The 23,011-nt window shown below is 32.5% G+C and carries 19 protein-coding genes and 2 other annotated features; of the genes, 10 read left to right on the top strand and 9 right to left on the bottom strand.

All coding sequences use genetic code 11. The features are described from left to right. Window position 1: 1 nt before the first annotated feature. The 8 genes from HBE96_RS25215 to HBE96_RS25180 all read right to left on the bottom strand — a co-directional run bounded on the left by HBE96_RS25215 (window position 2) and on the right by HBE96_RS25180 (window position 10,576). Window positions 2–610 (bottom strand): Rpn family recombination-promoting nuclease/putative transposase, encoded by a 609-nt coding sequence (locus HBE96_RS25215; RefSeq protein ID WP_169300470.1) that lies wholly within the window; start codon window positions 608–610, stop codon window positions 2–4. Between the two features lie 824 nt (window positions 611–1,434). Further along, window positions 1,435–2,751, bottom strand: a complete 1,317-nt coding sequence (gene argH / locus HBE96_RS25210; protein ID WP_169300469.1) for an argininosuccinate lyase — start codon at window positions 2,749–2,751, stop codon at window positions 1,435–1,437. A gap of 2 nt (window positions 2,752–2,753) precedes the next feature. Beyond that, window positions 2,754–3,959: an argininosuccinate synthase gene (locus HBE96_RS25205; RefSeq protein WP_169300468.1), complete on the bottom strand. Its 1,206-nt coding sequence runs from the start codon at window positions 3,957–3,959 to the stop codon at window positions 2,754–2,756. A 220-nt stretch (window positions 3,960–4,179) separates the two neighbouring features. Beyond that, window positions 4,180–4,416: a binding site (T-box leader), on the bottom strand. A 43-nt stretch (window positions 4,417–4,459) separates the two neighbouring features. After that, window positions 4,460–4,704: a binding site (T-box leader), on the bottom strand. A gap of 268 nt (window positions 4,705–4,972) precedes the next feature. Beyond that, window positions 4,973–5,944: an alpha/beta fold hydrolase gene (locus HBE96_RS25200; protein WP_169300467.1), complete on the bottom strand. Its 972-nt coding sequence runs from the start codon at window positions 5,942–5,944 to the stop codon at window positions 4,973–4,975. After that, window positions 5,937–7,844: an ABC transporter permease gene (locus tag HBE96_RS25195; RefSeq protein ID WP_169300466.1), complete on the bottom strand. Its 1,908-nt coding sequence runs from the start codon at window positions 7,842–7,844 to the stop codon at window positions 5,937–5,939. Before HBE96_RS25195 ends, HBE96_RS25200 begins: the two co-directional genes overlap by 8 nt. After that, window positions 7,831–8,595, bottom strand: a complete 765-nt coding sequence (locus HBE96_RS25190; protein WP_169300465.1) for an ABC transporter ATP-binding protein — start codon at window positions 8,593–8,595, stop codon at window positions 7,831–7,833. Before HBE96_RS25190 ends, HBE96_RS25195 begins: the two co-directional genes overlap by 14 nt. A 74-nt stretch (window positions 8,596–8,669) precedes the next feature. Continuing rightward, the gene (locus HBE96_RS25185) at window positions 8,670–9,677 is read right to left on the bottom strand and encodes a sensor histidine kinase (RefSeq protein ID WP_169300464.1); all 1,008 of its coding nucleotides are present in this window, start codon (window positions 9,675–9,677) and stop codon (window positions 8,670–8,672) included. Window positions 9,678–9,892: 215 nt separating this feature from the next. Next, window positions 9,893–10,576, bottom strand: coding sequence for a response regulator transcription factor (locus HBE96_RS25180; protein WP_169300463.1), 684 nt, complete (start codon window positions 10,574–10,576; stop codon window positions 9,893–9,895). A 184-nt stretch (window positions 10,577–10,760) separates the two neighbouring features. Between HBE96_RS25180 and HBE96_RS25175 the strand changes: the two genes are divergently transcribed. The 7 genes from HBE96_RS25175 to HBE96_RS25145 all read left to right on the top strand — a co-directional run bounded on the left by HBE96_RS25175 (window position 10,761) and on the right by HBE96_RS25145 (window position 17,628). Then, window positions 10,761–11,072, top strand: a complete 312-nt coding sequence (locus HBE96_RS25175; protein ID WP_169300462.1) for a cupin domain-containing protein — start codon at window positions 10,761–10,763, stop codon at window positions 11,070–11,072. A gap of 269 nt (window positions 11,073–11,341) precedes the next feature. Beyond that, entirely contained in the window at window positions 11,342–11,536 is a 195-nt protein-coding gene (locus HBE96_RS25170; protein ID WP_169300461.1) for a DNA-binding protein, read from the top strand. After that, window positions 11,533–12,219, top strand: a complete 687-nt coding sequence (locus HBE96_RS25165; RefSeq protein ID WP_169300460.1) for a response regulator transcription factor — start codon at window positions 11,533–11,535, stop codon at window positions 12,217–12,219. The genes HBE96_RS25170 and HBE96_RS25165 overlap by 4 nt, the downstream gene beginning before the upstream one ends. Beyond that, window positions 12,206–13,195: a sensor histidine kinase gene (locus HBE96_RS25160; RefSeq protein WP_169300459.1), complete on the top strand. Its 990-nt coding sequence runs from the start codon at window positions 12,206–12,208 to the stop codon at window positions 13,193–13,195. Before HBE96_RS25165 ends, HBE96_RS25160 begins: the two co-directional genes overlap by 14 nt. An 82-nt stretch (window positions 13,196–13,277) precedes the next feature. Next, window positions 13,278–13,961, top strand: coding sequence for an ABC transporter ATP-binding protein (locus HBE96_RS25155; RefSeq protein ID WP_169300458.1), 684 nt, complete (start codon window positions 13,278–13,280; stop codon window positions 13,959–13,961). Next, window positions 13,958–16,534, top strand: coding sequence for an ABC transporter permease (locus HBE96_RS25150; RefSeq protein WP_169300457.1), 2,577 nt, complete (start codon window positions 13,958–13,960; stop codon window positions 16,532–16,534). The genes HBE96_RS25155 and HBE96_RS25150 overlap by 4 nt, the downstream gene beginning before the upstream one ends. A 110-nt stretch (window positions 16,535–16,644) precedes the next feature. Next, entirely contained in the window at window positions 16,645–17,628 is a 984-nt protein-coding gene (locus HBE96_RS25145; protein WP_169300456.1) for a YdcF family protein, read from the top strand. Between the two features lie 286 nt (window positions 17,629–17,914). Here the strand turns inward: HBE96_RS25145 and HBE96_RS25140 are convergent, their stop codons facing one another. Beyond that, a complete protein-coding gene (locus HBE96_RS25140) occupies window positions 17,915–18,526 on the bottom strand; it encodes a hypothetical protein (protein WP_169300455.1) in 612 nt (203 codons plus the stop codon). 392 nt (window positions 18,527–18,918) lie between these two features. On the opposite strand from HBE96_RS25140, the gene HBE96_RS25135 reads away from it, so the two are divergent. Genes HBE96_RS25135 through HBE96_RS25125 form a run of 3 tightly spaced genes read left to right on the top strand, consistent with a single transcriptional unit; the run spans window position 18,919 to window position 22,770 of the window. Further along, on the top strand, window positions 18,919–19,797 hold the full coding sequence (locus HBE96_RS25135) for an ATP-binding cassette domain-containing protein (protein ID WP_169300454.1): 879 nt from the start codon (window positions 18,919–18,921) through the stop codon (window positions 19,795–19,797). Further along, the gene (locus tag HBE96_RS25130) at window positions 19,798–22,029 is read left to right on the top strand and encodes a hypothetical protein (RefSeq protein WP_169300453.1); all 2,232 of its coding nucleotides are present in this window, start codon (window positions 19,798–19,800) and stop codon (window positions 22,027–22,029) included. It abuts the gene before it with no gap. Between the two features lie 6 nt (window positions 22,030–22,035). Beyond that, complete coding sequence (locus HBE96_RS25125) at window positions 22,036–22,770, top strand: hypothetical protein (RefSeq protein WP_169300452.1); 735 nt, start codon at window positions 22,036–22,038, stop codon at window positions 22,768–22,770. Window positions 22,771–23,011 lie beyond the last annotated feature (241 nt).

Genomic DNA, 23,011 nt, shown 5'->3' with positions numbered 1-23,011 from the left:
ATCACTTGATTTCTTCTATTTCTTCATCTGAAAGTTTTGTATATTTTTTAATTTTTTCTATTGGTTCATTATCCTTTAGCATTTCTCTTGCCATTTCAATAGCTTTTTTCTTTTCCCCTTCCTTTATTCCTTCTTTTATTCCATTTTCCTGTGCATGTTTTTCCATCTCCGTAATTATAAAGGCATTGCTTGCTACCATACTCTCTACCTCCTCTTTACTGGAACTTAATATTTTTACTGCTTCTTTTGCAAGTCTATCTTCTACTGAATTTTCTATCCAATGTTTTAATACTTGAAGTTCTTTTTCATTTAAACTATCAAAAAATAGTGCTATGGTTTTTATTCTGTCCAAAAACTCTCTTGGTTCTACCTTTTGGTCAAGTAAAAAAATTGCAGATGTAATACTTTTGTTTTTTATTAATTCTTCCTTAGAATATTTATTATTTATATCAAATAAGTTATATTCAAAGTCTATTATATTATCACCAAATAATTCTCCATTTTCAACAATATCTCTAAATCTTGTTGACACATCCCATTCTGAGTTACCATTATACAAATCTTTATAGCTTTTATCATGCACATTATTTATATCTTTTTTCAAGTTCATATTTTTCCTCAATTTAACTTTATATTTTTATTTTGTTTATTATATTATATATCAAAAATATGTGTTTATAAATATTATATTTTTAAGCATATAATATAAATAAAATATAATATTAAGTAAAATTTGTTAAAATATTTTAATATTTCACTACACACTTGCACAATAAGTAGAGTATAACTAGCAATTCTGGAGGAATAGTGTTAAATGAATGAATTACTGATATTAAATATTTCTTGCTTTTTTATTATAATTTTCAATATTTGCGATTCATATAAAGTTATAATAAAAAAGCAATATAAGACAACTTACATTATTTTAGCCGTAAATTTATTATTAGTACTAATTATCATAATATTAATGCGCACCTCACCAATATATAGTTTATATAATTTAACTATTAAATTACTATGTCTATGGGGGGTATTACAGGCAACATCTGCATTTTTAAAATCAAATAGGTTTAAACGATAAAAATTTATTGCTCAATTTTCACAGTACAAAAATACTAACTTAATTATTAACCTAATAATGTAAAGCATCAATAAAACTTTCTACTATTAAATCAATACTGTTCTTTGAAAGAATAAGGTTTTCAAAAGTCAAAGCAAAATATAAAAAACATATATCAATACTTTAAAGCAGATATATGTTTTTTATATTAAAATTTTTGTAATAAGCTTATATTTAAATTTGTGGTTGCTCCTGAAAAATCTCTCTTTCCAAAAACAACAAAAGCTCTTGAGATCAAGAGCTTTCTATTGTATCAATATTATAGTTCTTATTTGGTGGATACGAATCATGGTAGGTGAAATCCACAAAATTAATTATTTCAATTCTTTTTTTATTCCCCTACTTAAAGTATTTTCATAATCTATAAACTCATAAACATCTTTTTCAAATATCTCCGTAAAAGTTTTTAATTCTTCCAAAGAAATATCTTCTATAGGTTTATCTTTTTCCTCGCAGTAAAGTACTATTTCTCCTATTATTTTATGAGCATCTCTAAAAGCCATACCCTTGTTTACAAGATAATCTGCTGCTTCTGTAGCATTTAAAAAGCCTTTTTTTACTGCCTTTAGAGTATTTTCTTTTTTAATTTTTAATGAGGAGAGCATTCCACTCATTATTTTCAAACAACTTAATACTGTATCTAAAGAGTTAAAAAACTGTTCTTTATCTTCTTGCATATCCTTATTATAAGCAAGAGGAATACCCTTCATAGTGGTAAGCAGTGCCATAAGCGATCCGTAAACTCTTCCTGTTTTACCTCTTATAAGTTCTGCAGCATCTGGGTTTTTCTTTTGAGGCATTATACTGCTTCCTGTTGAAAACTCATCATCTATCAAAATAAAGTCAAACTCTTTGCTACTCCATAAAATTAGTTCTTCACTTAAACGACTTAAGTGCATCATCATTATAGAAAAACAGGATAAAAGTTCTATAACATAGTCCCTATCACTTACTCCATCTAAGAAATTATCCACTGGCTTTTTAAAACCTAGTTCTTTAGCTGTAAAGCTTCTATCTATATTATATGTAGTTCCAGCTAAAGCACAGCATCCAAGAGGACTTTCATCCATAATTTCTATAGCATTTTGAACCCTCTTTTTATCTCTAGATAACATGTTATAGTAAGCCATAATATGATGTTTAAAGGTTATTACCTGGGCTCTTTGAAGATGTGTATAACCTGGCATTAAGCAAACATTTTCTTCTCCAAGCTTTACTATTACAATCCTAAGAGCATCTATGTTTTCTATAACCTCAAAAGCCTTTTTCTTTGCATAAAGTCTTAAATCCACAGCCACTTGATCATTTCTGCTTCTTGAAGTATGAAGCTTTTTGCCCACTTGACCTATTCTTTCTATTAAATTTGTCTCTACAAAACTGTGAATATCTTCATAATCGCCTTCTATTTGAAGTACATCATTTTCTATATCTGAAAGTATGGAATCTAATCCTTTTTTTATGCTTTCACATTCTTCCTCTGTTAAAATGCCACACTTAGTGAGCATTTTAACATGTGCTTTACTTCCTTGAATATCTTCATAATAAAGTGTTCTATCAAAACTTAGTGAACTATTAAAGTCTTCCATTAGTTTATTTTCAGCTTTTTTAAATCTTCCACCCCAAAGCTTCATAATTAATTTTCCTTCTTCTTGTTAGTCATAGATTGTATTTTGCTTGGAAGTCCAAATAAGTTTATAAAACCTTCTGCATCCTTATGACTATATAATTCACTTGCACCAAAGGAAGATATACTTTCATCATAAAGTGCATATGGTGCATCTACCCCTGCTACCATCATATTGCCTTTATATAACTTTAATTTCACTAAGCCAGTTACATTTTTCTGTGTTACATCTACAAAAGCATCTAAAGCCTGTTTTAAAGGAGTAAACCATAATCCATCATATACTAATTCACCATACTTTTGTGAAACTAGTTGCTTGTAATGGAATGTATTTTTATCAAGAGTTAGTCTTTCAAGTTCTTTATGTGCTGAATAAAGAATTGTTCCGCCTGGAGTTTCGTATATTCCTCTTGATTTCATTCCTACTAATCGATTCTCTACTATATCAACTATTCCTATTCCATTTTCCCCACCTATTTTGTTTAATGTTTCTAATAATTCAACTGGAGCTACATCTTTTCCATTTAATTTCTTAGCTATTCCCTGTTCAAAATATAATTCTATATAAGTAACTTCATCTTTTGCCTTTTCTGGTGGAATTGTCATAAGATACATTTCTTGATTATGCTCATTTTTAGGATCTTCTAATTCTCCACCTTCATGACTTAAATGCCATAGGTTTTTGTCTCTTGAATATATTTTTTCCTTAGTTACTGGCACTTCTACATCTTTAGAATTAGCATAATCTATTGCATCTTCTCTTGATTTTATATCCCATATTCTCCATGGTGCTATTACTTTTATTGTAGGATCAAAAGCTGCTATACCAATTTCAAAACGAACCTGATCATTTCCTTTTCCTGTACATCCGTGTGCTATATATTTTGCTTCTTCAGCATGTGCTATTTCGACTAATTTTTTTGCCATTAAAGGTCTTGCAAAAGAAGTTCCAAGCATATATTTTTCTTCATATAAAGCTCCTGCTTTTATACCCTTAAATAAATAATCAGTTACAAATTCTTCTATTGCATCTACAATATATACCTTTGAAGCTCCAGTTCTTATAGCCTTTGCTTCAACTTCCTTCATATCATCACCCTGACCAACGTTTATGCATGCTGCAATAACATCCAAATCATAGTTTTCCTTAAGCCATGGAATTATTATCGATGTGTCTAGTCCTCCAGAATATGCTAATACTACTTTATTTTTCATAATTAATTTCCTCCTAATTTCTTACTTTTAATTTATACAAATTTACTACTAGAGCTAAAGTTAAATTTTACAATTAAATACAATATTTTACATCAGTAACTATAGTGGTATTTCCATAAAATCTTCTATAACATTTAATACTATAGACACATTCTTTTATTTAAATATTTTTTTGTAACCCAAATACCTTATTTTAATTACAAAAAACCCGTCTCTAATATATAGAGACGGGATTATATCCGCGGTACCACTCTTGTTGACAGGGCATTATGCCAAGTCCACTCAAAACTTTAACGCAGTTAACGTCTTGCTTCTGATATAGTAATTATATCTTTTTCGCAAACTTCTCCAAGACTCTCTTCCTTTTTAACTCCCTCACAGGCTTCCACCTACCCTGCTCGCTTAAATATGAATATTGAGGCCTATTAAAAAGTACTCTTCTTTTCAGTGAATTTACTTTATGTATCTTACCTATTTAATTATAAAAATCCCGTCTCTAATATAGAGACGGGAATATATCCGTGGTACCACTCTGATTGACAAGGCATTATGCCAAGTCCACTCAAAACTTTAACGCAGTTAACGTTTTGCTTATGATACAATAATTACAACATTATATCTTTTTCACAAACTTCTCCAAGACTCTCTTCCTTTTTAACTTTCTCACAGGCTTCCACCAACCCTGCTCGCTTAAACATCAAAATTGAGACTTATTAAAAAGTACTTTTCTCTTCAGCGAATTTACTTTGTAACTTGTAAATCATTATATTACGTATTCTAGTTTTTTGTCAACACTTTTTTTTAATGTTTTTATATAGCAATAATTATTTCACTATTTTTAACTTTATGAATTATTTATTTCACAAACATACTCATCATATTAGCAAGTTCAATCTAAGCTTCACGACTTCCCCAAGGTGTTATTAATAAATTGTTAACAACCCTTTTGAGGCGTTGCAAAAACTTGGTTTAGCTTTCTAAAAATCCACTCCTCCAACTAAAAGCAACATCATTTAATTGGAATGTTTACTTAAAAACTCTCTAGTTTTTTTCCCAATATCCTTTGATTTTGTATAGTAAATGTAATGTCCTCCTTCTAAAGCACAATAACTAAAATTAGAATACTCCTTAAACTCATCTATATTTTTATTTATTATATTCTTATATTTATCATTATTTATATCCTTCATAGACTTAATTGAAATAAACTTAAGTATTGGCAAATCCTTTGGCATTTTAGTTTTATTCACAGCTTCACAATTCTTTAATACCATACTAAATTCATTCTCCATAGTTTTGTTAAAGGGATTTTGAACCCCCATTTTAACTAAATCCTTTTTATCACTTTCAGAAAAACATTTTTCATCTTTATAAATGCTTTTGTAGTATAGCCTATCAATACCTAAAAAGTTTTCTACAGCTGTTAAAATAAATTGCTTTTTTCCAACAGATAAATCAACTTTATTTGATTCTTCCAAGCTTGCTTTAACTAATGTTGTATCTAACATAACTATTGCTTCCACTTCTTTTGGATAAGCTGCTGCATAATACTCAGCATATATTCCTGATATAGAGTGAGGCATAAGTATGTATGGTCCCTCAATGTTTGCTTTCTTCAAGGCCGTCCTAGTTTCAAAAGCAATATTTTCTGCACTTCTTTCTTTGGAAGTTTCATCGCTAAAACCATAACCAAAAGGCTCCACAACAACTACTTTAAAATCTTTTTTTAATTCATTAATTAAAGGCTTAAAATCAATTGAAGGCGCAGTACTTCCTAAACCAGGCATTAAAACAATGGTTTTCTTTCCCTGTCCCTCAGAATATACATGCATCCTTTTACCATTAACCGCAACCACTGTGCCTAAAGGTTTAACATCACCCTTTTCTGTATACTTTCGCACCTGACCTACTATGCACATAACTATTAACAATGTTAATAGGACAGCAAGAACTCCTCTTAATATCTTTCTTATTTTCCTAAACATTATTTTCACCTTCCTCATATACCATATTTACATAACTGTTACTTATGAAAATGTAGAATAAAATCATTGCTCCAAAATATATCCCTAAAGAAATAATTAATTGAAGATTAAAAGAAAAATTCATTATTTGTTCTAACATCTTCATGGCAACTATGCTGTGTAATATGGCTATACTTCCTGGCAAAACAAAGGATATTGCCATCTGCACATACACAGATTTCTTTACATTCTTTTTACTCATACCTATTTTCTTCAAAGTTATGTACTGCTCCCTATCCATAAATGCATCCTTTAATATTTTAAAATATATTGCACTAAAGGTTGACAGTATAAATATTATAGACATTACCGCTCCAAGAAAATGAAATATTTCCATTGCATAATAATCCCATGTATGCTCATTAGTATTAGGATATATCTTTCCTTGAGACAATGCTTGTCTTATATTAAATATTAATTGATTTGAATTATTCTCCTTACTTATTTGAACACAATTTAATGTTCTCTCCTTAAAACCTTCCTTTATCTTTTCATATTCACTATCTTCTAATACATATATATTTTTATATGCTAATCGATCTACAATTCCAATAAAAGGAATATCCTTTTGCACTTTTATAAAATAATCCTTATTATTTATTTCTACTTCTTTTTTTACAAGGTTAAAGGGAGATGCTAAAGTTGTTGCACTTGATATAAAAATAGCTTCTTTTCCATAAGGTTCAATATTATCTTTTACTTTATAATTTAAAAATTCTAAGTTCTTTTTTAAGGTTGAACAGTTTATTATTATGGCTTCATGATTGTAATCTATTTTTTTAGGATAATTTTTATAAGTAACTTTTCCTAAAATAAACTTATTTTCATTTATTTTAGCTCCTTTAACTATTTCTGCTGCTTTCTTCTTTGACTTTTCATCATAAGTTTCATAACAAAAATTGTATGGTGCTTCCTTTATAGCCTCTCTTTGTGCAACTTCCTTGAAGGATAGACTTAACCCAAAGGCTGTTATTGCTGCTGCACATAAAATTGCTGTCATTGCCAGATTTCTATAATTATCCTTAAGTCTAAAATACACATTAGAAATACTTATTAATCTAGCATTTTTATATACTAATTTTTTATTTTTGATTACCTTGTCAAAAACAACAGACATAAAACTTCCAAATAAAAAGTAAGTTCCAACTGAAACACATAACAAAGCTGCCATAGAGGAAAGCATTAAATCTATCTCCCATTTTTTAATCATTATGGCAGCTACATATCCAGCTAAAATTAATATTACCCCTAAAATCCCTTTAAAATATCTTAATTTTGGGATCTCCTCTTTTACCTTTACAGCATTGATCATATCTATTAGCTTACTTTTTTTAATTATTCTATATTTTTTATAAGCTACTGCGCCAAAAATACAGGAAAATACTAAGATTACTGTAAAGATAGAATTTAATGATATTTCCAATGGTATTTCTACATTTAAATGAATTGATTTTGTTAAAAGCATAAAAAATAATTTAGATAATATTATTCCAAATGCAAGACCGCTGGATATCGATAAGCCTCCAATAAACAAGCTTTCTATAGCAAATACTTTACTGATTTTTGATTGAGTAATTCCCATTGACATATACAATGCAGTTTCTTTCTGCCTATTTAACATAAAAAACTTGTCTGCATTAAATATAAAATATATTACTGTACATACTAAAATAAATCCACAGGAAATACTGGCTGTGCTTGCTGCCTGAAATCTTTCACTTATTGACATAAATGCCTCATTATTTTTTATTGCTAAAAAGTTATAAAAAGCTGCAACTGATATGATAGTAATAAGCAAATAAAGCTTGTATATCTTTATATTATCTTTAAAAAGTTTATAGGAAAGTTTAAAGCAGTTCATCACTTTCCCCTCCCATTATTGCTGTCATATTAAGAATTCTTCTAAACATATCACTTCTTTTCCCACTACTTTGTAACTCACCACTTATGCTCCCATCCTTCAAAAACACTACTCTATCTGCATAACTTGCAGCTCTAGCATCATGAGTTACCATTATAATTGTAGTATTATAAATTTTATTTATATTTGCAAAGCACTCAAGAACCTCTACAGATGCTTTAGAATCTAAAGCTCCCGTTGGCTCATCTGCAAAAACCACCTTTGGAGATGTAATTAATGCTCTGCAAATTGCTGCCCTCTGCTTTTGCCCTCCTGAAAGCTCATAAGGATATTTATCTAAATGTTTTTCTATACCTAAAAGCTTTGTAAGTTTATCAGTTCTTTCTAGTATTATCTCTAACCTTTCGTTATTTAGTGTAAGTGGCAGTGCTATATTATCTCTTATTGTCATACTATCTAACAAATTAAAATCTTGAAAAACAAAACCAATTATATCTCTTCTAAATTCAGCTAATTCCTCTTCTTTTAAATTGTTTATATCCCTACCATCAATTATAACTTTTCCCGAAGTTCCCTTATCTATGGTAGACATAATATTTAAAAAAGTAGTCTTTCCCGATCCTGAGGGTCCCATTATACTAATAAATTCTCCTTCATTAATTTCTATATCTATTTCTTTTAATACCTTATGTTTATTGGTTAATCTTCCATAATTCTTAGTTAACCCTGATACCTCTATAATTTTTTTCATCTGTTATCACCTCATATTTATAGTATAATTTGTACTGAAGCCTTCTTCCATCTATTTAGGTTACAAATTAGTTTCTATTGTGACATGGATGTAACATTGAAGTAATCTGCCAGCTTATAAAAACTTAAAATAAACTCAGCATATTGCCCCTCTTCGCTTTCTACCTTTAAATCTATATTTAAATTATTACACATCTTTTTTGCATAATATAATCCAATACCAGTAGATTTAGTTGTAATCCTTCCATTCTTTCCAGTAAAACCTTTATTAAAAATTCTATTTATATCTTCTTTAGGAATCCCAATGCCATTATCTTTAATGTGTAGATAATAAGCTTTGCTGTCCTCTTTACTAAAGATATGTAATTGTCCATTTTCATTAGTGTACTTGCTGCTGTTATTAATAATTTGAGAAATAATATATTGAATCCATTTTCTATCACTTATTATTTTAAATTCTTCAACCTCCACTGTTATTTCAATATTTTTATTCATAAAAAACTCTGCATTTTCCCTTATTGCCTTTCTAATTTCATCCTTTACAACTGTTTGTTCACTTTTTATGTCCAAATTATAATTATTTGCCCTTGTGACATACAACACTTGATTTACACTAAACTCCATTTGTTTCATTTCAGATATTATCTTTTTTGATTCATGTTCAGCCAAGTTTTCTAATAATAGATAAACAACAGCGATGTTTATTTTAATATCATGAACCCATTTTGTAATGTAATCTTCAAAATCATTTATATTATTTTTTAAGCTTTCTTCCGTCTTTAAATGTTCCAGTTTTTGTTTTTCCAACATATTTGAAAATACATTTAAATGAAAATCTTTTATTTTATTATCTAATTTCTCATTGTGCTTTAGAATATTACTATATTTCTTTCTCTCTATTATAAAACCATAAACAAAAGCTATAACTATTGTTAATATAATAAGTATGTCCATGTATATAATATCCTTGAAGCTACTATTTATAGTAGTACTGCTGTATAATATACAATTAATTATTATAAAAATTATTGAGTAGCTTATTAGCCATATTTTATTGATCTTAATATAATCCACCATCTTCATCTATGCTTTTCTCTCCTTTAAGAAAAAGCCAACTATCTAGAATTTCTATCCCATGACTATCCTCTCTAATATTCCCATTTTTCCAAATGAGAGTAAAGAGCGGCTACGTCCCTGGATAACGATTTCTAAGCATCAAACGGAGGTTAAATGTCATTTATACATTTAACCTCCATCTGATGCCAAGAACTCTGTTTATCTAAATAGCTGGCTTAGTATCACAATATTATATATCCAATGCCTTTTTGTGTTAATATTAAATCTTTTATTCCAACCTGCTCCAACCTATTTCTTAGTCTATTAATGTTAACAGTAAGAGTATTTTCATTAACATATATATCGTCATCCCAAAGCTTTTTCATAAGCTTACTCCTAGAAACCCCTTTCCCCTTATTCTCCATAAGAGTTTTTAAAAGCAGCATTTCATTTTTAGTAAGCTCTAAGGAATTTCCATTGTATATAAGAGTTGAGTTATCTAAATTTAATAATAAGTCATTACATTTCAGCACTTTTGTTTCTTCATTTTTATACTCATAGGCCCTTCTTATAACAGCTTGCAATTTAGCAATTAACACTTCTGAGTTAAAAGGTTTTTGTATAAAATCATCTCCACCATTATTAATTGCCATTACTATATCCATATCGCTGTCCCTTGAAGACACAAATATAATTGGCGTTTTAGATATTTGTCTTATCTTTTTACACCAATAAAATCCATCACATACTGGAAGATTGATATCCATAAGAACAACATCAGGTTTGTATTCTAAAAAATTCTCTATTACTTTTTCAAAATCTTTACATACAGTTACTTCAAATTCCCATTTGTTTAGAAGATTACTTAACGCTTCACACATATCTTTATCATCTTCAATTATAAACAATTTATATGTATTATTCATTTCAATGTCCTAACCTATATTAATTTATTACTTTCTATGTTCTATTTTTAAAACAATGTTATTATATCATTCTTGATATGTTTGGTAAACTAATCTTAAACTTTAGTATGTATTGTATAAATATATACTTTTAATAAAATAATATTGTTAGAAATTCATTTTAAATGTGAAAGGAGTTACCATTATGCAATTAGCTAAAATATCAGACTACCAAATATACTCTGACGATAGATTTGTAAAAAAAGATATGATAAATGAAGAAAAGGCTCTTTTGTTTATGTTAAATCTTAAACCTGGGCAAAAAATTCCTCCTCATACTCATGGGGAAAGTGGACTTACAATTCACGTGATTTCTGGAAGTGGAATTGTAAATATAAATAGTAAAGCAGAAAAGATAACAGTTGGAAATATAATATATTGTTCAGGCACTGAACTTTTTGGCATGGAAAACACATCAGAAGAAAACCTTTCTTGCTTTGCCTCTTTAACTAAATAAACATCAGCAATATCAAAAAAGTACTATGAAACTATTCTCTTAGTACTTTTTTGATAATAATTAGAATCAGATAGCAAAACAAATTCTTAACAACCCTTTAGAGCCTTACGAACACCTGGCTGAGCCTGTTACTGATCTTTAACGCTGTCTAACATCTTTAGTCTATGCTAAAGCGTGAACTCCTTACCACGCTCCCGTTTTTTTGTTTCATTCCCCAACTTGTATATTTCCGTCAAAAGAAATACAATAGAGCTATGGAGGTGTTATGCGTGGATTACATAACGACAAAAGAAACAGCGAAAAATTGGGGAATCACAGACAGAATGGTAGTGTACCATTGCTCTAGCGGTCGAATTAAGGGAGCTGAAAAAATTGGAAATACATGGCTTGTTCCTATTGACGCTAAAAAACCATCTGACGGACGATATAAAAGCAGTAAAATAAAGGATGGTGAAAATAAATGAAACGTATATTTTTAGTTGAAGACGATAAGGCAATTGCTAAAAACCTTATACTTTTGCTCCGCTCGGAAGGATTTACAGTTACCCACGCCCCTACGCGAAGTGAAGCCCTTGCCGCACTTGCCCAAAATAAATTTGACTTGGCGCTTATAGATATTTCTTTGCCTGACGGAAATGGCTTTACGGTTTGCACAGAAATCAAAGAAACGCAAGATGTTCCCGTTATCTTTCTAACGGCTTCCGGCGATGAATCCAGTGTTGTTACCGGACTTAACATGGGCGCAGACGACTATGTCACCAAGCCTTTTCGTCCCCGTGAACTTATCGCACGAATCAGAACCTCCTTAAGAAAAAGTGGATGTTCTCCATCGGCTTCTGAAATCTGTGGACTTCATGTGGATATGGCAAGTGGTGTTGTGAAAAAAGACGGTAGCGAGATTTTTCTTTCAGCCTTAGAATACCGCTTGTTGTTGGTGTTTATTAACAACCCCAAAAGTATTATCACCAGGGCTAGGCTGCTTGACGAATTGTGGGACGCTGCAGGTGAGTTTGTCAATGACAATACATTAACCGTGTACATTAAACGCCTGAGGGAGAAGATAGAAAATAACCCAGCAAGCCCACAAATCATTCTAACCGTTCGTGGTACAGGCTATAGATTGGGGGATGAGTATGCTTCGGAATAAAGAGTTTTGTAAGTTTGCAATTTTGTTCTCCTTAATAGCTGCTATCACTATAATACTGGGATTTGCAATCAATATGTCTGCTGGAATCCTTGCCACTATTTCTGCTGCAGCCTTTGGAATAGCGTTTTTTATTTTTACTAAAACCCGATATAACAGCATTGCGCAGATTTCAGATCAAATTGATGTTGTACTTCATAATGCTGACCATCTGTATATTGCTGAATCGGACGAGGGCGAACTTTCCATTCTGCAAAGCGAAATAACAAAAATGACCCTGCGTATTCGAGAGCAAAACGACGCATTAAAAAAAGAAAAAGAGCATCTTGCTGATTCCATGGCTGACATAGCACACCAACTCCGCACCCCTCTCACATCCGTTAACCTTATTCTGTCATTGTTAGAAAATAACCCTGACGAAAATGAACGGAAATCATTGATATGGGAAACAAAGGAATTGTTTGTACAGATGGATTGGCTGCTTACTTCTCTCTTGAAATTATCTCGAATAGACGCAGGCATTGTGGTATTTAAAACCGAGCAGACAGATGTAAATAACTTGATATGCTCAGCGCTTCGACGGTTTTTGATACCAATGGAACTGCACAATATTACTTTTCAAACAAATGTGCCAAAAGAAGTAATTATTCAAGGGGATTCAGGTTGGCTTTCGGAAGCAATTCAAAATATCATAAAAAATTGCATGGAAAGCGCAGGCGATAACGGAAAGATTGACATTGTCTGCAGGTCCACCCCACTGTTTACCGAAATTACTATTCACGACAGCGGCGCAGGCTTTGAAAAAGAAGATTTACCCTGCCTGTTTGACAGGTTCTATCGTGGAAAAAACTCAGGTGCTACAGGATACGGCATTGGATTGGCTCTCTGCAAAATGATTATAACACGTCAAGGAGGGATGATTACTGCCAAAAATCATCCCCAAGGAGGCGCCATATTTTCAATGCGTTTTCCAAAGTGACGAATCTCTCACTTAAAAGTCACACAGATGTAAGTTTAAGGTTCTATTATATAGGTAAACCACAAGAAAGGAGATTCACATAATGGAATTTTTAAAAGTTGAAAATTTATGTAAGGTCTATGGCAAGGGCGAAAACCAAGTTACTGCCCTTGACCATGTTTCGCTTACAATCGAAAAGGGGGAATTTACCGCAATCATTGGTTCCTCCGGCTCTGGCAAATCCACATTACTTCACAGCATAGGTGGAGTGGACGTACCTACAGGCGGAAAGGTATATTTGGACGGGCAGGATGTATATGCCCAAAGCAATGAAAAACTCGCCATCTTTCGCAGGAGGCAGGTAGGACTAATTTACCAGTTTCACAACATCATTCCCACGCTGAATGTAGTGGAAAACATCACCTTGCCTATACTTATGGACAAGCGTAAAGTCAATAAGACGAGGCTGAATGAATTGCTAGAACTGCTTGGCTTACAACACCGAAAAACCCATTTACCAAATCAGCTTTCAGGCGGTCAGCAACAGCGTGTTTCCATAGGACGTGCTTTGATGAATGCCCCAGCAGTAATGCTTGCGGACGAACCTACAGGCAGTTTGGACAGCCGAAATGGACATGAAATTATCAATTTGCTGAAATTAAGCAATCAAAAATATAGACAGACACTTATCGTGGTCACCCATGACGAAAATATCGCCCTACAAGCGGACCGCATTATCGGTATATCAGACGGTAAAGTAGTGCGAGACGAAAGGGTGAGACCATGAACATTTTCAACAAAGTTACATTACAAAGCATGAAAAAAAGCCGCACACGAACACTTGTAACAATTATCGGAGTTGTTCTGTCTGCTGCCATGATTACGGCAGTGGCTACCTTTGGTACTTCCCTATTAAATTTTCTGGTAAAGGGTTCTATTGTGAAACACGGCGATTGGCACGTGGAGTTTTTGGATGTTAATTCCTCCTTCGCACAGAAACGAACCCAGGACAAAGACGTTAAAAACACAGCAGCATTTGAAAATATCGGCTACGCAAAACTTGAAGGTGGGAAAAGTCCCGAAAAACCTTATCTTTTTATAGCCGGATTTAGCAAGGACGCCTTTGATACCTTACCCTTAACTCTGGTTTCAGGCAGATTGCCTAAAAACAGTGAGGAAGTTCTTATCCCAAGCCACGTGGCCATAAAGGGCGGCGTTAGATTCAAGGTGGGAGACACGCTTTCACTTGATGTTGGAAACCGCATGAACAACAATAAAAATCTCGGTCAACACACCCCTTACATTTCTGGAAAAGAAACTCTTGTGCCAAAAGCAGAGAGAACCTACAGGGTTGTGGGTATCTGTGAAAGACCCGGTTTTGAGGAACATTCCGCACCAGGATACACCTTGATAACCAAAGCAGATTCTCAAAATAAAGCAGACAGCTTAAGTATATTTGTAACACTTAAAAATCCGCATAAAGTTAAGTCTTACGCAAGCAGCACATCGGTGAGCCAAGCTTACGTTTTTAACGATAGCGTGTTGCAATTCATGGGACTTTCCGACAATAAACTGTTCAACGTGCTTCTGTACACAGTTGGCGGTATTTTACTTGCTATAATAATGATAGGCTCCATTTTTCTGATTTATAATTCATTCAACATATCGCTTAATGAGCGCACACATCAGTTTGGAATTCTCTCGTCAGTGGGTGCCACAGCAAAGCAACTGCGAAATTCGGTGCTGTTTGAAGGACTTTGCATTGGTACAATGGGCATACCCATTGGCATTATTGTTGGCATAGGCAGTATGGGACTTATAATTCCTATTGTTGCTAGGAAGTTTGAAAACATTATCTCAAGCAACGTACCTTTAACCTTGTCGGTGTCTGTCCCTGCAATTGTTGCAGCAGCAGCGGTGAGTTTGGTTACCATTTTGATTTCAGCTTATATCCCAGCTAGGAAAGCCGCAAACACTCCTGTAATGGAGAGTATTCGCCAAACGGGCGAGGTCAAAACCGAATCGAAAGCCGTGAAAACATCAAAACTGGCACAGCGTATTTACGGTTTAGAAGGAACTCTTGCGCTAAAGAATTTTAAGAGAAACAAAAAACGCTATCGCAGCATTGTTCTATCTCTTGTTTTAAGTGTGGTGCTGTTTGTATCAGGAAATGCTTTTGGAACAACTCTGAAACGACTTGCACAACGATCCATAATGGACTTTGATTATGACATCGTTTTTACCACTGAGGGCATGAACGACAGCGAAATGTTCCCTCTTTACAACAAACTAAAAACCGCAGAGGGAGTTTACAAAAGCTCGTACCAAACGATTTTATCCTATTCATGTACTACCAAAGCAAGCGATTTTTCAGACCGTTATCGAAAATCCGCAGGTTATGCTGCACCGGACCAAACGGTTAATCTTCCAATGGACATCCAGTTTATTGAAGACAGTGAATATCTAAGTTTCATCAAAAAATTAGGCTTGTCCCGAGAAGAATATACTGGTAATGATGGAAAAATGATTGCCGTTGCCAAAAAACCGGTTGAGAAGAAAAACGGTCCCCCTGAACTGTTTGATATGTTTGGCAGTCGTTCAATGACTTTCAGTGTGGCTCCCAAAATAAATGATAAGCCTAAACTGGAACAGAGTCAAAGCATAAACATTACCTTTGTGGATACATACCCGGTGGACCCTCTTAAGACAACAACGCAATCTTCCAATAAGAATGCATATGTTTTTATGGTGGTGGCTCCCTATTCTCTCAAAGAGAAATTTGAAACACCGGATATCCATACAGATATAGGACTGAGCTTTCTGTCAAAAAATCCTTCGCAATCGGTATCTAAAATGGAAACCATGATTCATGACGCAGGAATTACCTCTGCGTATAACCTGCAAAATGTGTACACTGTTGTTGAACAATATCGCAGTATAACATTTGTTATTGATGTTTTCACCTATGTTTTTGTCATCATGATTTCGCTGATTGCGGTTGCCAATGTGTTCAACACCATTTCCACCAATATCATGCTGCGCAAGCGAGAACTTGCTATGCTCCGCTCAGTGGGAATGTCTGAACGTGATTTCCAAAAGATGATGAATTTCGAGTGTGTCTTTTATGGCATGAGGACGTTACTATTTGGAATTCCAATATCTGCAATATGTTCTTGGCTGATTTACAAAGGGTTTGTGTCCGCAGAAAAGATGGATAACTTCCCTTTTATATTCCCTTGGGGCAGTATGGCAATTAGTGTGTTCAGTGTACTCTTTATCGTGTTCATTACAATGCTGTATGCTACTCGTAAAATAAAAAAAGAAAATATCATTGACGCGCTTAGGGATGACATGACTTAATTCAAAACTAATATTAACTTAAGGCATATTCAAAAAAATCAAAAACATCTGCGTTCAAATCCTCTTAAGGGCGATTTGGACACAGATGATATTGAGAAGAGGTGGTCTGAATGTCTTTAATGATGCCTGGCTGTATTTTAATGCTCATCCTTATTATCAGTATGCTATATGAACCAAGAAGCTTCTGGAATGCACTACTGCTTATGATGACAATTGGCATTTTTCTTCTTGGATTTGGCGCTGCACCGGGAATACGCGGAATGATTCTTGGGATTTTGACGCTGCTTTTAATACCATTAACTTTTCTTGTTACTGCCATCTTCCTAATTGTAAATGGTTTGGAGATGATGAAAAAAGAGGGACGGCATTTGCAAAATGTTCTATCCTTATTGACGGGAATAGCAATGATCATGGGAAGTATATTAACCATTGCTGGAATATATTTTTTTCAGGATTCTTCAGTAATGAGGACACTATTCTCACTGGTGTTGATTCTGGAGTTTTATATCGCCTTTACCTTTTCTGCACTGTTGATCTATTCGCTCATTTATACCTGTTTACCGAAACGACTGAATTGTGATTATATTATCGTTCATGGATGTGGTCTGATAGGCGGAGAAAGAGTATCTCCGCTGCTGAAAGGCAGAGTTGATAAAGCAGTCCATATTTACCATAAATGCAAGAAGCATACGAAGATTGTGGTATCAGGCGGCAAGGGCGATGATGAAAAGATATCGGAAGCAGCAGCAATGAAAAATTATCTTGTAGAAACTGGATTTCCGGAAAATGATATCATTCTTGAGGAACAGTCTAAGACTACCTTTGAAAATCTGAAAAATGTCAGAGATATGCTGGATGTGAATGGTGTGAAACATCGTTATATATTTGTGACGAATAATTATCATGTTTTTAGAACAAGTCTCTATGCAAAAAAGCTGAAGATGAAGGCCAGTGGAGTTGGATGTGGAACAGCAGCTTATTACTGGCCAAGTGCCTTTATCCGTGAATATATAGCTATTATGTTCAAATATAAATGGATATTTGCAGCGATTGTACTGTTGTGGGGAATAGTAGTTACAAAAATTTATTCTTAATGTGCTTTGTGATGACATAATTTGATTTAAAATACAGAATCCATTATACACAAGTAATGTAAATTACAAAGAAATGCTACCCTGAGGTTAATAAAAAAGCTGTAGTTATAGCAGATAATGTTTTGAGGCGCAAATGTGGCCCTGCGGCGGTTTTGAAATAACAATCAAAACCGTCGTTTTCTTTTTCAAAATTGGGATGGTGTATTAGCGAAACAAATTGTTAACAACCACCAAGGGTCGTTACGAGGATTGGTCTGAGCTTGATACCAATTACATCTATCATTTACTACTGTGCTAAGTTCTTCTTTATATCTGAATAGTTTCCACTTAAATCCTTTAAAATTTCATCATTAACCATTTCATTTGGAATTAATTTTTTATTTTCATCTTTATTTTGAGTATTATTCATACTTTCAATATTGTTAGTAGACGATTTTGATGGATTAGTAATTGTTGTTATATCATAAGTTCCTTGGCTCCCCCCTAACGGTATATAGGTATTTTCCATATTAAGACTTTTCCTTAAGAACATCAGTAATTTTTCACCATTTTGCGGAGGCTTTTCAGTACTTAATCCTTCAGTTTGTATTATACTAAATTCTTTTAATTGTTTATCACCTTTAATAACTTCTTGAACTTTAACAGTAGTTACTCTAAATTTAATCCCTTTATCATCTATTATTTTGTATTTATTAGTTCCTTCAACTTCTGCTATTAAATTTGATTTTGATTTAAGTTCTTTTACCCCATGTATTTTCTTATATGAAGCATCTTGAGAAATTTGATTGGATTGATTAGCCTGCACATTTTTTACATTAAATTTTGAAGTCAAACTTAAACAACCTATTCCGGCAGCCAATAAAAGTGTAGTAATAACTATAACTTTTTTTTTGCTCATTTTAAACCCTCCTTACGTGAATAAATTACTTCATATAAATTTAGATTTTACTTTTTTGTACATCCTTCCCTAATATAACACTACATATAATTATAACTATTTTTTGTTTAAATTACAATATTATACAATCAAATCTTTGTTAACCCCTCAGGAGGCGTTGCAATATTTTTCATTCGTTTCTCAAAGTGACGAATCTCTCACCTGAAAGTCACAGAGATGTAAGTTGAAGGTTCTATTATATAGGTAAACCATAAGAAAGGAGACTCACATAATGGAATTTTTAAAATATGAATTGATTCAAAATCGATATTGACTTGGTATATTGAATAATTATATAAAAGTCTAAGTTTACAATTAGTAAAAATATACTAAAAAAGGAGTGTAACGCATTTATGAAGATCAATATTAAAAACGTGAGTATGACATACAAAACAGGAAAAAAGGCACTAAGCAATTTGAATTTAGAAGTTAATAGCCCGAATTTTATAGGGCTTTTGGGTCCTAATGGTGCTGGAAAAAGTACCTTTATGAAACTATTGGTATCCAAGATAATACCAACAGAAGGCGAAATAACTGTTGATGGTAAACCAATCCAAAAACATGAAAAAGAACTGAGAAGGCAGCTTGGGTATTTGCCTCAAAGCTTTGGTTTATATGACGAATTAACAGTTTATGAATTTTTAGACTACATGTGTGCATTAAAAGAAATTAAAAGCAACGTCAAAGGGATTATAAGACAAGCTATTGAACAGACCAATTTACAAGAAAAAAGAAATTTCAAAATTAAAACTCTTTCAGGTGGTCAGAGGCAGCGTGTTGGTATAGCACAAGTATTACTTGGAAATCCTGAGCTTATCATTTTAGATGAACCTACAGTTGGACTTGATCCAGAAGAAAGAATTAAATTCAGGAATGTATTTTCGCAGACTGCAAATGATAAAATAGTGTTACTTTCCACTCACATCATCGATGATATACAAGCCATTTGTAATAGAATTATAATCATTAATAACGGTACGATTTTATTTGATGGAACTTCACCGGATTTAATAAAAGCTGTACACGGACGTGTTGGTTTTATTGAGGAAAAAGATAACGAGACTTTAGAAAAAAGAATTGGAGATAAGTACATAATAACATCTAAATTGTTTACGGGTAATGGTATCTCTTGTCGTGTTATTGGTAAAGAAATAGAAAGCTCTATTCCACTTATAGAGCCTACCCTTGAAGATGCGTACACATACGTCATACACAATGGGGGTGTTCATTAAATGAGAAATACATTTTTTGCCTATGAAGCAAAGCGAATTCTGAAGTCAAGATTTACTCAAATAATAATCTTGCTTACGTCAGTTTTTCCTTTGATTGCTGCACTACTTTCAACCTGCATTACCCAAAGCATTAGCTCATTATTGGGAGTAAAGAGCTTTACTCTTTTATCTCAAACCATACTTTTTCCGGCAAAGACAGGGTCAGTAATTGTAGCTTTTGCGTTTACTGCACTAACAGTTTTTGAATTTGACAAAATACTTAGGTTTAGAGTCAATTATATAATTGAACCAATATCAAGTTCTATAAAGATAATTTTAACCAAAATTATAGGTTTAATGTGTGCTGGTGTTATTTCAACAGTGGGTTCCATGATAATTATGATTCCTCACTATATATTTAATGTGGGTAGTTTAAGCAATTTTAGTTATTTCTTGCTCAGTTACTCCATAATAATTTTTGGTTCCATTGTACTAACAATTCTTATGACCGCAGGATTTTATCTTATATTTAGGAACGTTAATATAACCTGCATTATTATGCTTTTAGCGGTGCTTTTTAGTTTTTTAACAGGAAATATCAACTATCAATATATGTGGGTTCAGACAGGTGCTAGTGGACTTTCTGAAAATTTCGGAAGCGGAAATATCGTTTTGGGAATGCTCTGGAATAGGTTGTTTGGATTATCAGTAGCTATGTCTATATTTTTGTTCGGAATGTTGTGCAATAGATGTTATGAAAAAGAACTATTTAAATCTATCTTTAAAAACTGCAGAAAATATAAATTGTTACCTATTTGCTTTTTAGTTTCTCTTTTTGGAGCATTTTTTGTTTTTCAAAATGAACCAATTTTCAAATCATTTTCACTTACGGATCTGGCCACAGTGTTGATTAATGGTAAAAAAGAAACGCCTGTAAACAATAGTGTCATAGGAACTTCAAATATACTTGTAGATCTTAAGATAGAAAAAGACAAAAAGTGTGCGGCTGGAGCTTATATTGAGGAACTGCAAAATAGAACTGATAAGCCTCAAAATATATATTTTGAATTAGCAGATGGTTATCACATTAATGAGATCAAGTTAGACAATGTAAACATAAACTACACAAAGGTTTCGCCCAAGGTTTTGAGCAGCGCAAAACGTGGAAATGTTTTTGAAACAAGCATTCCTAAAAACACTAAAGCTAAACTAAGTATAAGGTATTCAGGTACACCGAAAGTCTTAAATGTAACTAATGACTTTTCTGAAGGAATTAACAAAGATTATGTAAGTTTAGGGCATGCTAATTACGTTGCTCCTGTTGTTTGTGTTGAACAAAAGGATAGGATTATTGAAGGGACAATAAAAATAGACTCAAAGTTTACAGTCATAACGGAAGGCGATAAAAATCGTAAAATTTCTGAGAAGGATGGTCTTACTACTTGGAGTTTTTCTTGCCATAAACTAGATGATTTATCTTTGAAAGCTGGAGCATATGGAATATTTGAAAGAAAAGCACAGGGTACAAATGTGGAATTCTTCTATCCATTATCTGCGAGAAAAGAATTTGAAGCTAGGGGAAGTGATACACTTGATATATTCTCGTTCTTTTCAGAAAAATTTGGGCCCCTAGGTAAAGATAGTCTTAAAGTAGTTGTAACATCAGGAGTACATGGTTCAACTGGAGTTCAAGAGGGAAATGTTTCTTGGATTTCCGAAGATTGTTTAAATAAAAAATCCAACAAGGATTTATCGCAAGCTTCTTCTTCTGATACTTTTGCTTTGATGACCCATGAAATTGCTCATCAATGGTGGGGTGGTGGAATAGATGCATCTAACGCAAATAGCAATAATGAAATAGATAAAAATCACGGTGAATGGTCAAATGAAGCTTTTGCGGATTTTAGCACTTATTTATTCTTGAAAAACAAATTTGGAAAAGATTATGCAGAAAATTTATTGGTGAAAGAGTGGAAAAAAGGAGCAAATGAATTGAATCGAAACTTTTATCAAAGAAATCCTGAATACATGAACAAACTATCAATACTTCCAAAGTATTTCGTTACATTAAATTTAAAGGATGATAAAATGTATCATTTGGCACCACTTGAAATCTACAAGATTTATAATAACATTGGTGAAGACAATTATTTTAATTCCATGAAAGTTATTTACCAAGAGTATTATGGTAAAAAAGATAAAAAACTATCGTTTTCTGAGTTTTTAAATATTACTGGTGCTAAAAGGAGGTAGTGGTTAATGGATACAAAAATTCTTAAATACGAATTAAAGAGAATAATTTTTTCAAAAATATTTGTGATAACTTTTATAATTGCACTTTTCTTTTCAGTGATTGACCTGTATACAGAAATAATACAAGGTGTTTCTGGTACAGCACCTTTTTCCAAGTGGAGTTATTGCAAGTTTTTGTGTGACATAAATACGATTATGTTGTTAATTTTAATGCTTTCGTGCACAGGACTTTTTTCTAGAAATGAACAAAGAGTAAGAGAAATTACTTCATGTACGTCTTTACCACAGAAAAAGTATTTGGCTACAAAAAGTTTAGCTCTGTCTATTTCTTACTTAATTATTGCCATATGCTGCATTTTGATAAGTTTTGTGTTTTATAAGACAACTTTTAATTTTACAGATTTTCAAAAATTCTTATTACCTATGTTAATAATATTACTTCCAACTTTTGTGTTTGTTTTTGGAACCAGTATGTTTTTAGGCAGCAACAGTCAAACTTTGCTTTATGCTTGGATTCCAATTGTTTTGATTTTGTCACTTGTAAGTTTTAATAGCACACCTTTTATTGATGTTTTCGCCAAGGGGTATGTGACTTATATGCCTACAGTTATATCTGTTGATAGTCTCGGAGAACCTATTTTTAGTTTGCCTTTGAATTTTATAATGAGTAGGCTGCTATTTACTCTAGTAGGAATGGTTTTATATGTGGCTTCATTTAAGAAGCTTTCTAGAAAACATTAAAAATTTAGTATAAGTCTATTAAGGCAAAAGCTAATTTTTGTGCGGTATTAAAATTTGTAAATGACACTAAGCTCTGCCACACAGCAGAAAGTAGAAAATGGCAAAACAAGTTGTTAGCAATTTGTTAACCTCCCCTGAAGGTTGCGAAGACTTGGCTTCGCTTGCTTTTTCTCTTTTAACTATCACAGAATTATATATAATATTCAATTCTTTATCTATTATATTAGGACTTAACTTTGTA

This window comes from Clostridium muellerianum, from assembly GCF_012926525.1.
GTDB lineage: Bacteria > Bacillota > Clostridia > Clostridiales > Clostridiaceae > Clostridium_AM > Clostridium_AM muellerianum.
This window is presented reverse-complemented; position numbering and strand designations above follow the sequence as displayed.

Coding starts and splice junctions, on each gene's coding strand:
- HBE96_RS25215 (WP_169300470.1), bottom strand. CDS start 610: ATGAACTTGAAAAAAGATATAAATAATGTGCATGATAAAAGCTATAAA.
- argH (WP_169300469.1), bottom strand. CDS start 2,751: ATGAAGCTTTGGGGTGGAAGATTTAAAAAAGCTGAAAATAAACTAATG.
- HBE96_RS25205 (WP_169300468.1), bottom strand. CDS start 3,959: ATGAAAAATAAAGTAGTATTAGCATATTCTGGAGGACTAGACACATCG.
- HBE96_RS25200 (WP_169300467.1), bottom strand. CDS start 5,944: ATGTTTAGGAAAATAAGAAAGATATTAAGAGGAGTTCTTGCTGTCCTA.
- HBE96_RS25195 (WP_169300466.1), bottom strand. CDS start 7,844: ATGAACTGCTTTAAACTTTCCTATAAACTTTTTAAAGATAATATAAAG.
- HBE96_RS25190 (WP_169300465.1), bottom strand. CDS start 8,595: ATGAAAAAAATTATAGAGGTATCAGGGTTAACTAAGAATTATGGAAGA.
- HBE96_RS25185 (WP_169300464.1), bottom strand. CDS start 9,677: ATGAAGATGGTGGATTATATTAAGATCAATAAAATATGGCTAATAAGC.
- HBE96_RS25180 (WP_169300463.1), bottom strand. CDS start 10,576: ATGAATAATACATATAAATTGTTTATAATTGAAGATGATAAAGATATG.
- HBE96_RS25175 (WP_169300462.1), top strand. CDS start 10,761: ATGCAATTAGCTAAAATATCAGACTACCAAATATACTCTGACGATAGA.
- HBE96_RS25165 (WP_169300460.1), top strand. CDS start 11,533: ATGAAACGTATATTTTTAGTTGAAGACGATAAGGCAATTGCTAAAAAC.
- HBE96_RS25160 (WP_169300459.1), top strand. CDS start 12,206: ATGCTTCGGAATAAAGAGTTTTGTAAGTTTGCAATTTTGTTCTCCTTA.
- HBE96_RS25155 (WP_169300458.1), top strand. CDS start 13,278: ATGGAATTTTTAAAAGTTGAAAATTTATGTAAGGTCTATGGCAAGGGC.
- HBE96_RS25150 (WP_169300457.1), top strand. CDS start 13,958: ATGAACATTTTCAACAAAGTTACATTACAAAGCATGAAAAAAAGCCGC.
- HBE96_RS25145 (WP_169300456.1), top strand. CDS start 16,645: ATGTCTTTAATGATGCCTGGCTGTATTTTAATGCTCATCCTTATTATC.
- HBE96_RS25140 (WP_169300455.1), bottom strand. CDS start 18,526: ATGAGCAAAAAAAAAGTTATAGTTATTACTACACTTTTATTGGCTGCC.
- HBE96_RS25135 (WP_169300454.1), top strand. CDS start 18,919: ATGAAGATCAATATTAAAAACGTGAGTATGACATACAAAACAGGAAAA.
- HBE96_RS25130 (WP_169300453.1), top strand. CDS start 19,798: ATGAGAAATACATTTTTTGCCTATGAAGCAAAGCGAATTCTGAAGTCA.
- HBE96_RS25125 (WP_169300452.1), top strand. CDS start 22,036: ATGGATACAAAAATTCTTAAATACGAATTAAAGAGAATAATTTTTTCA.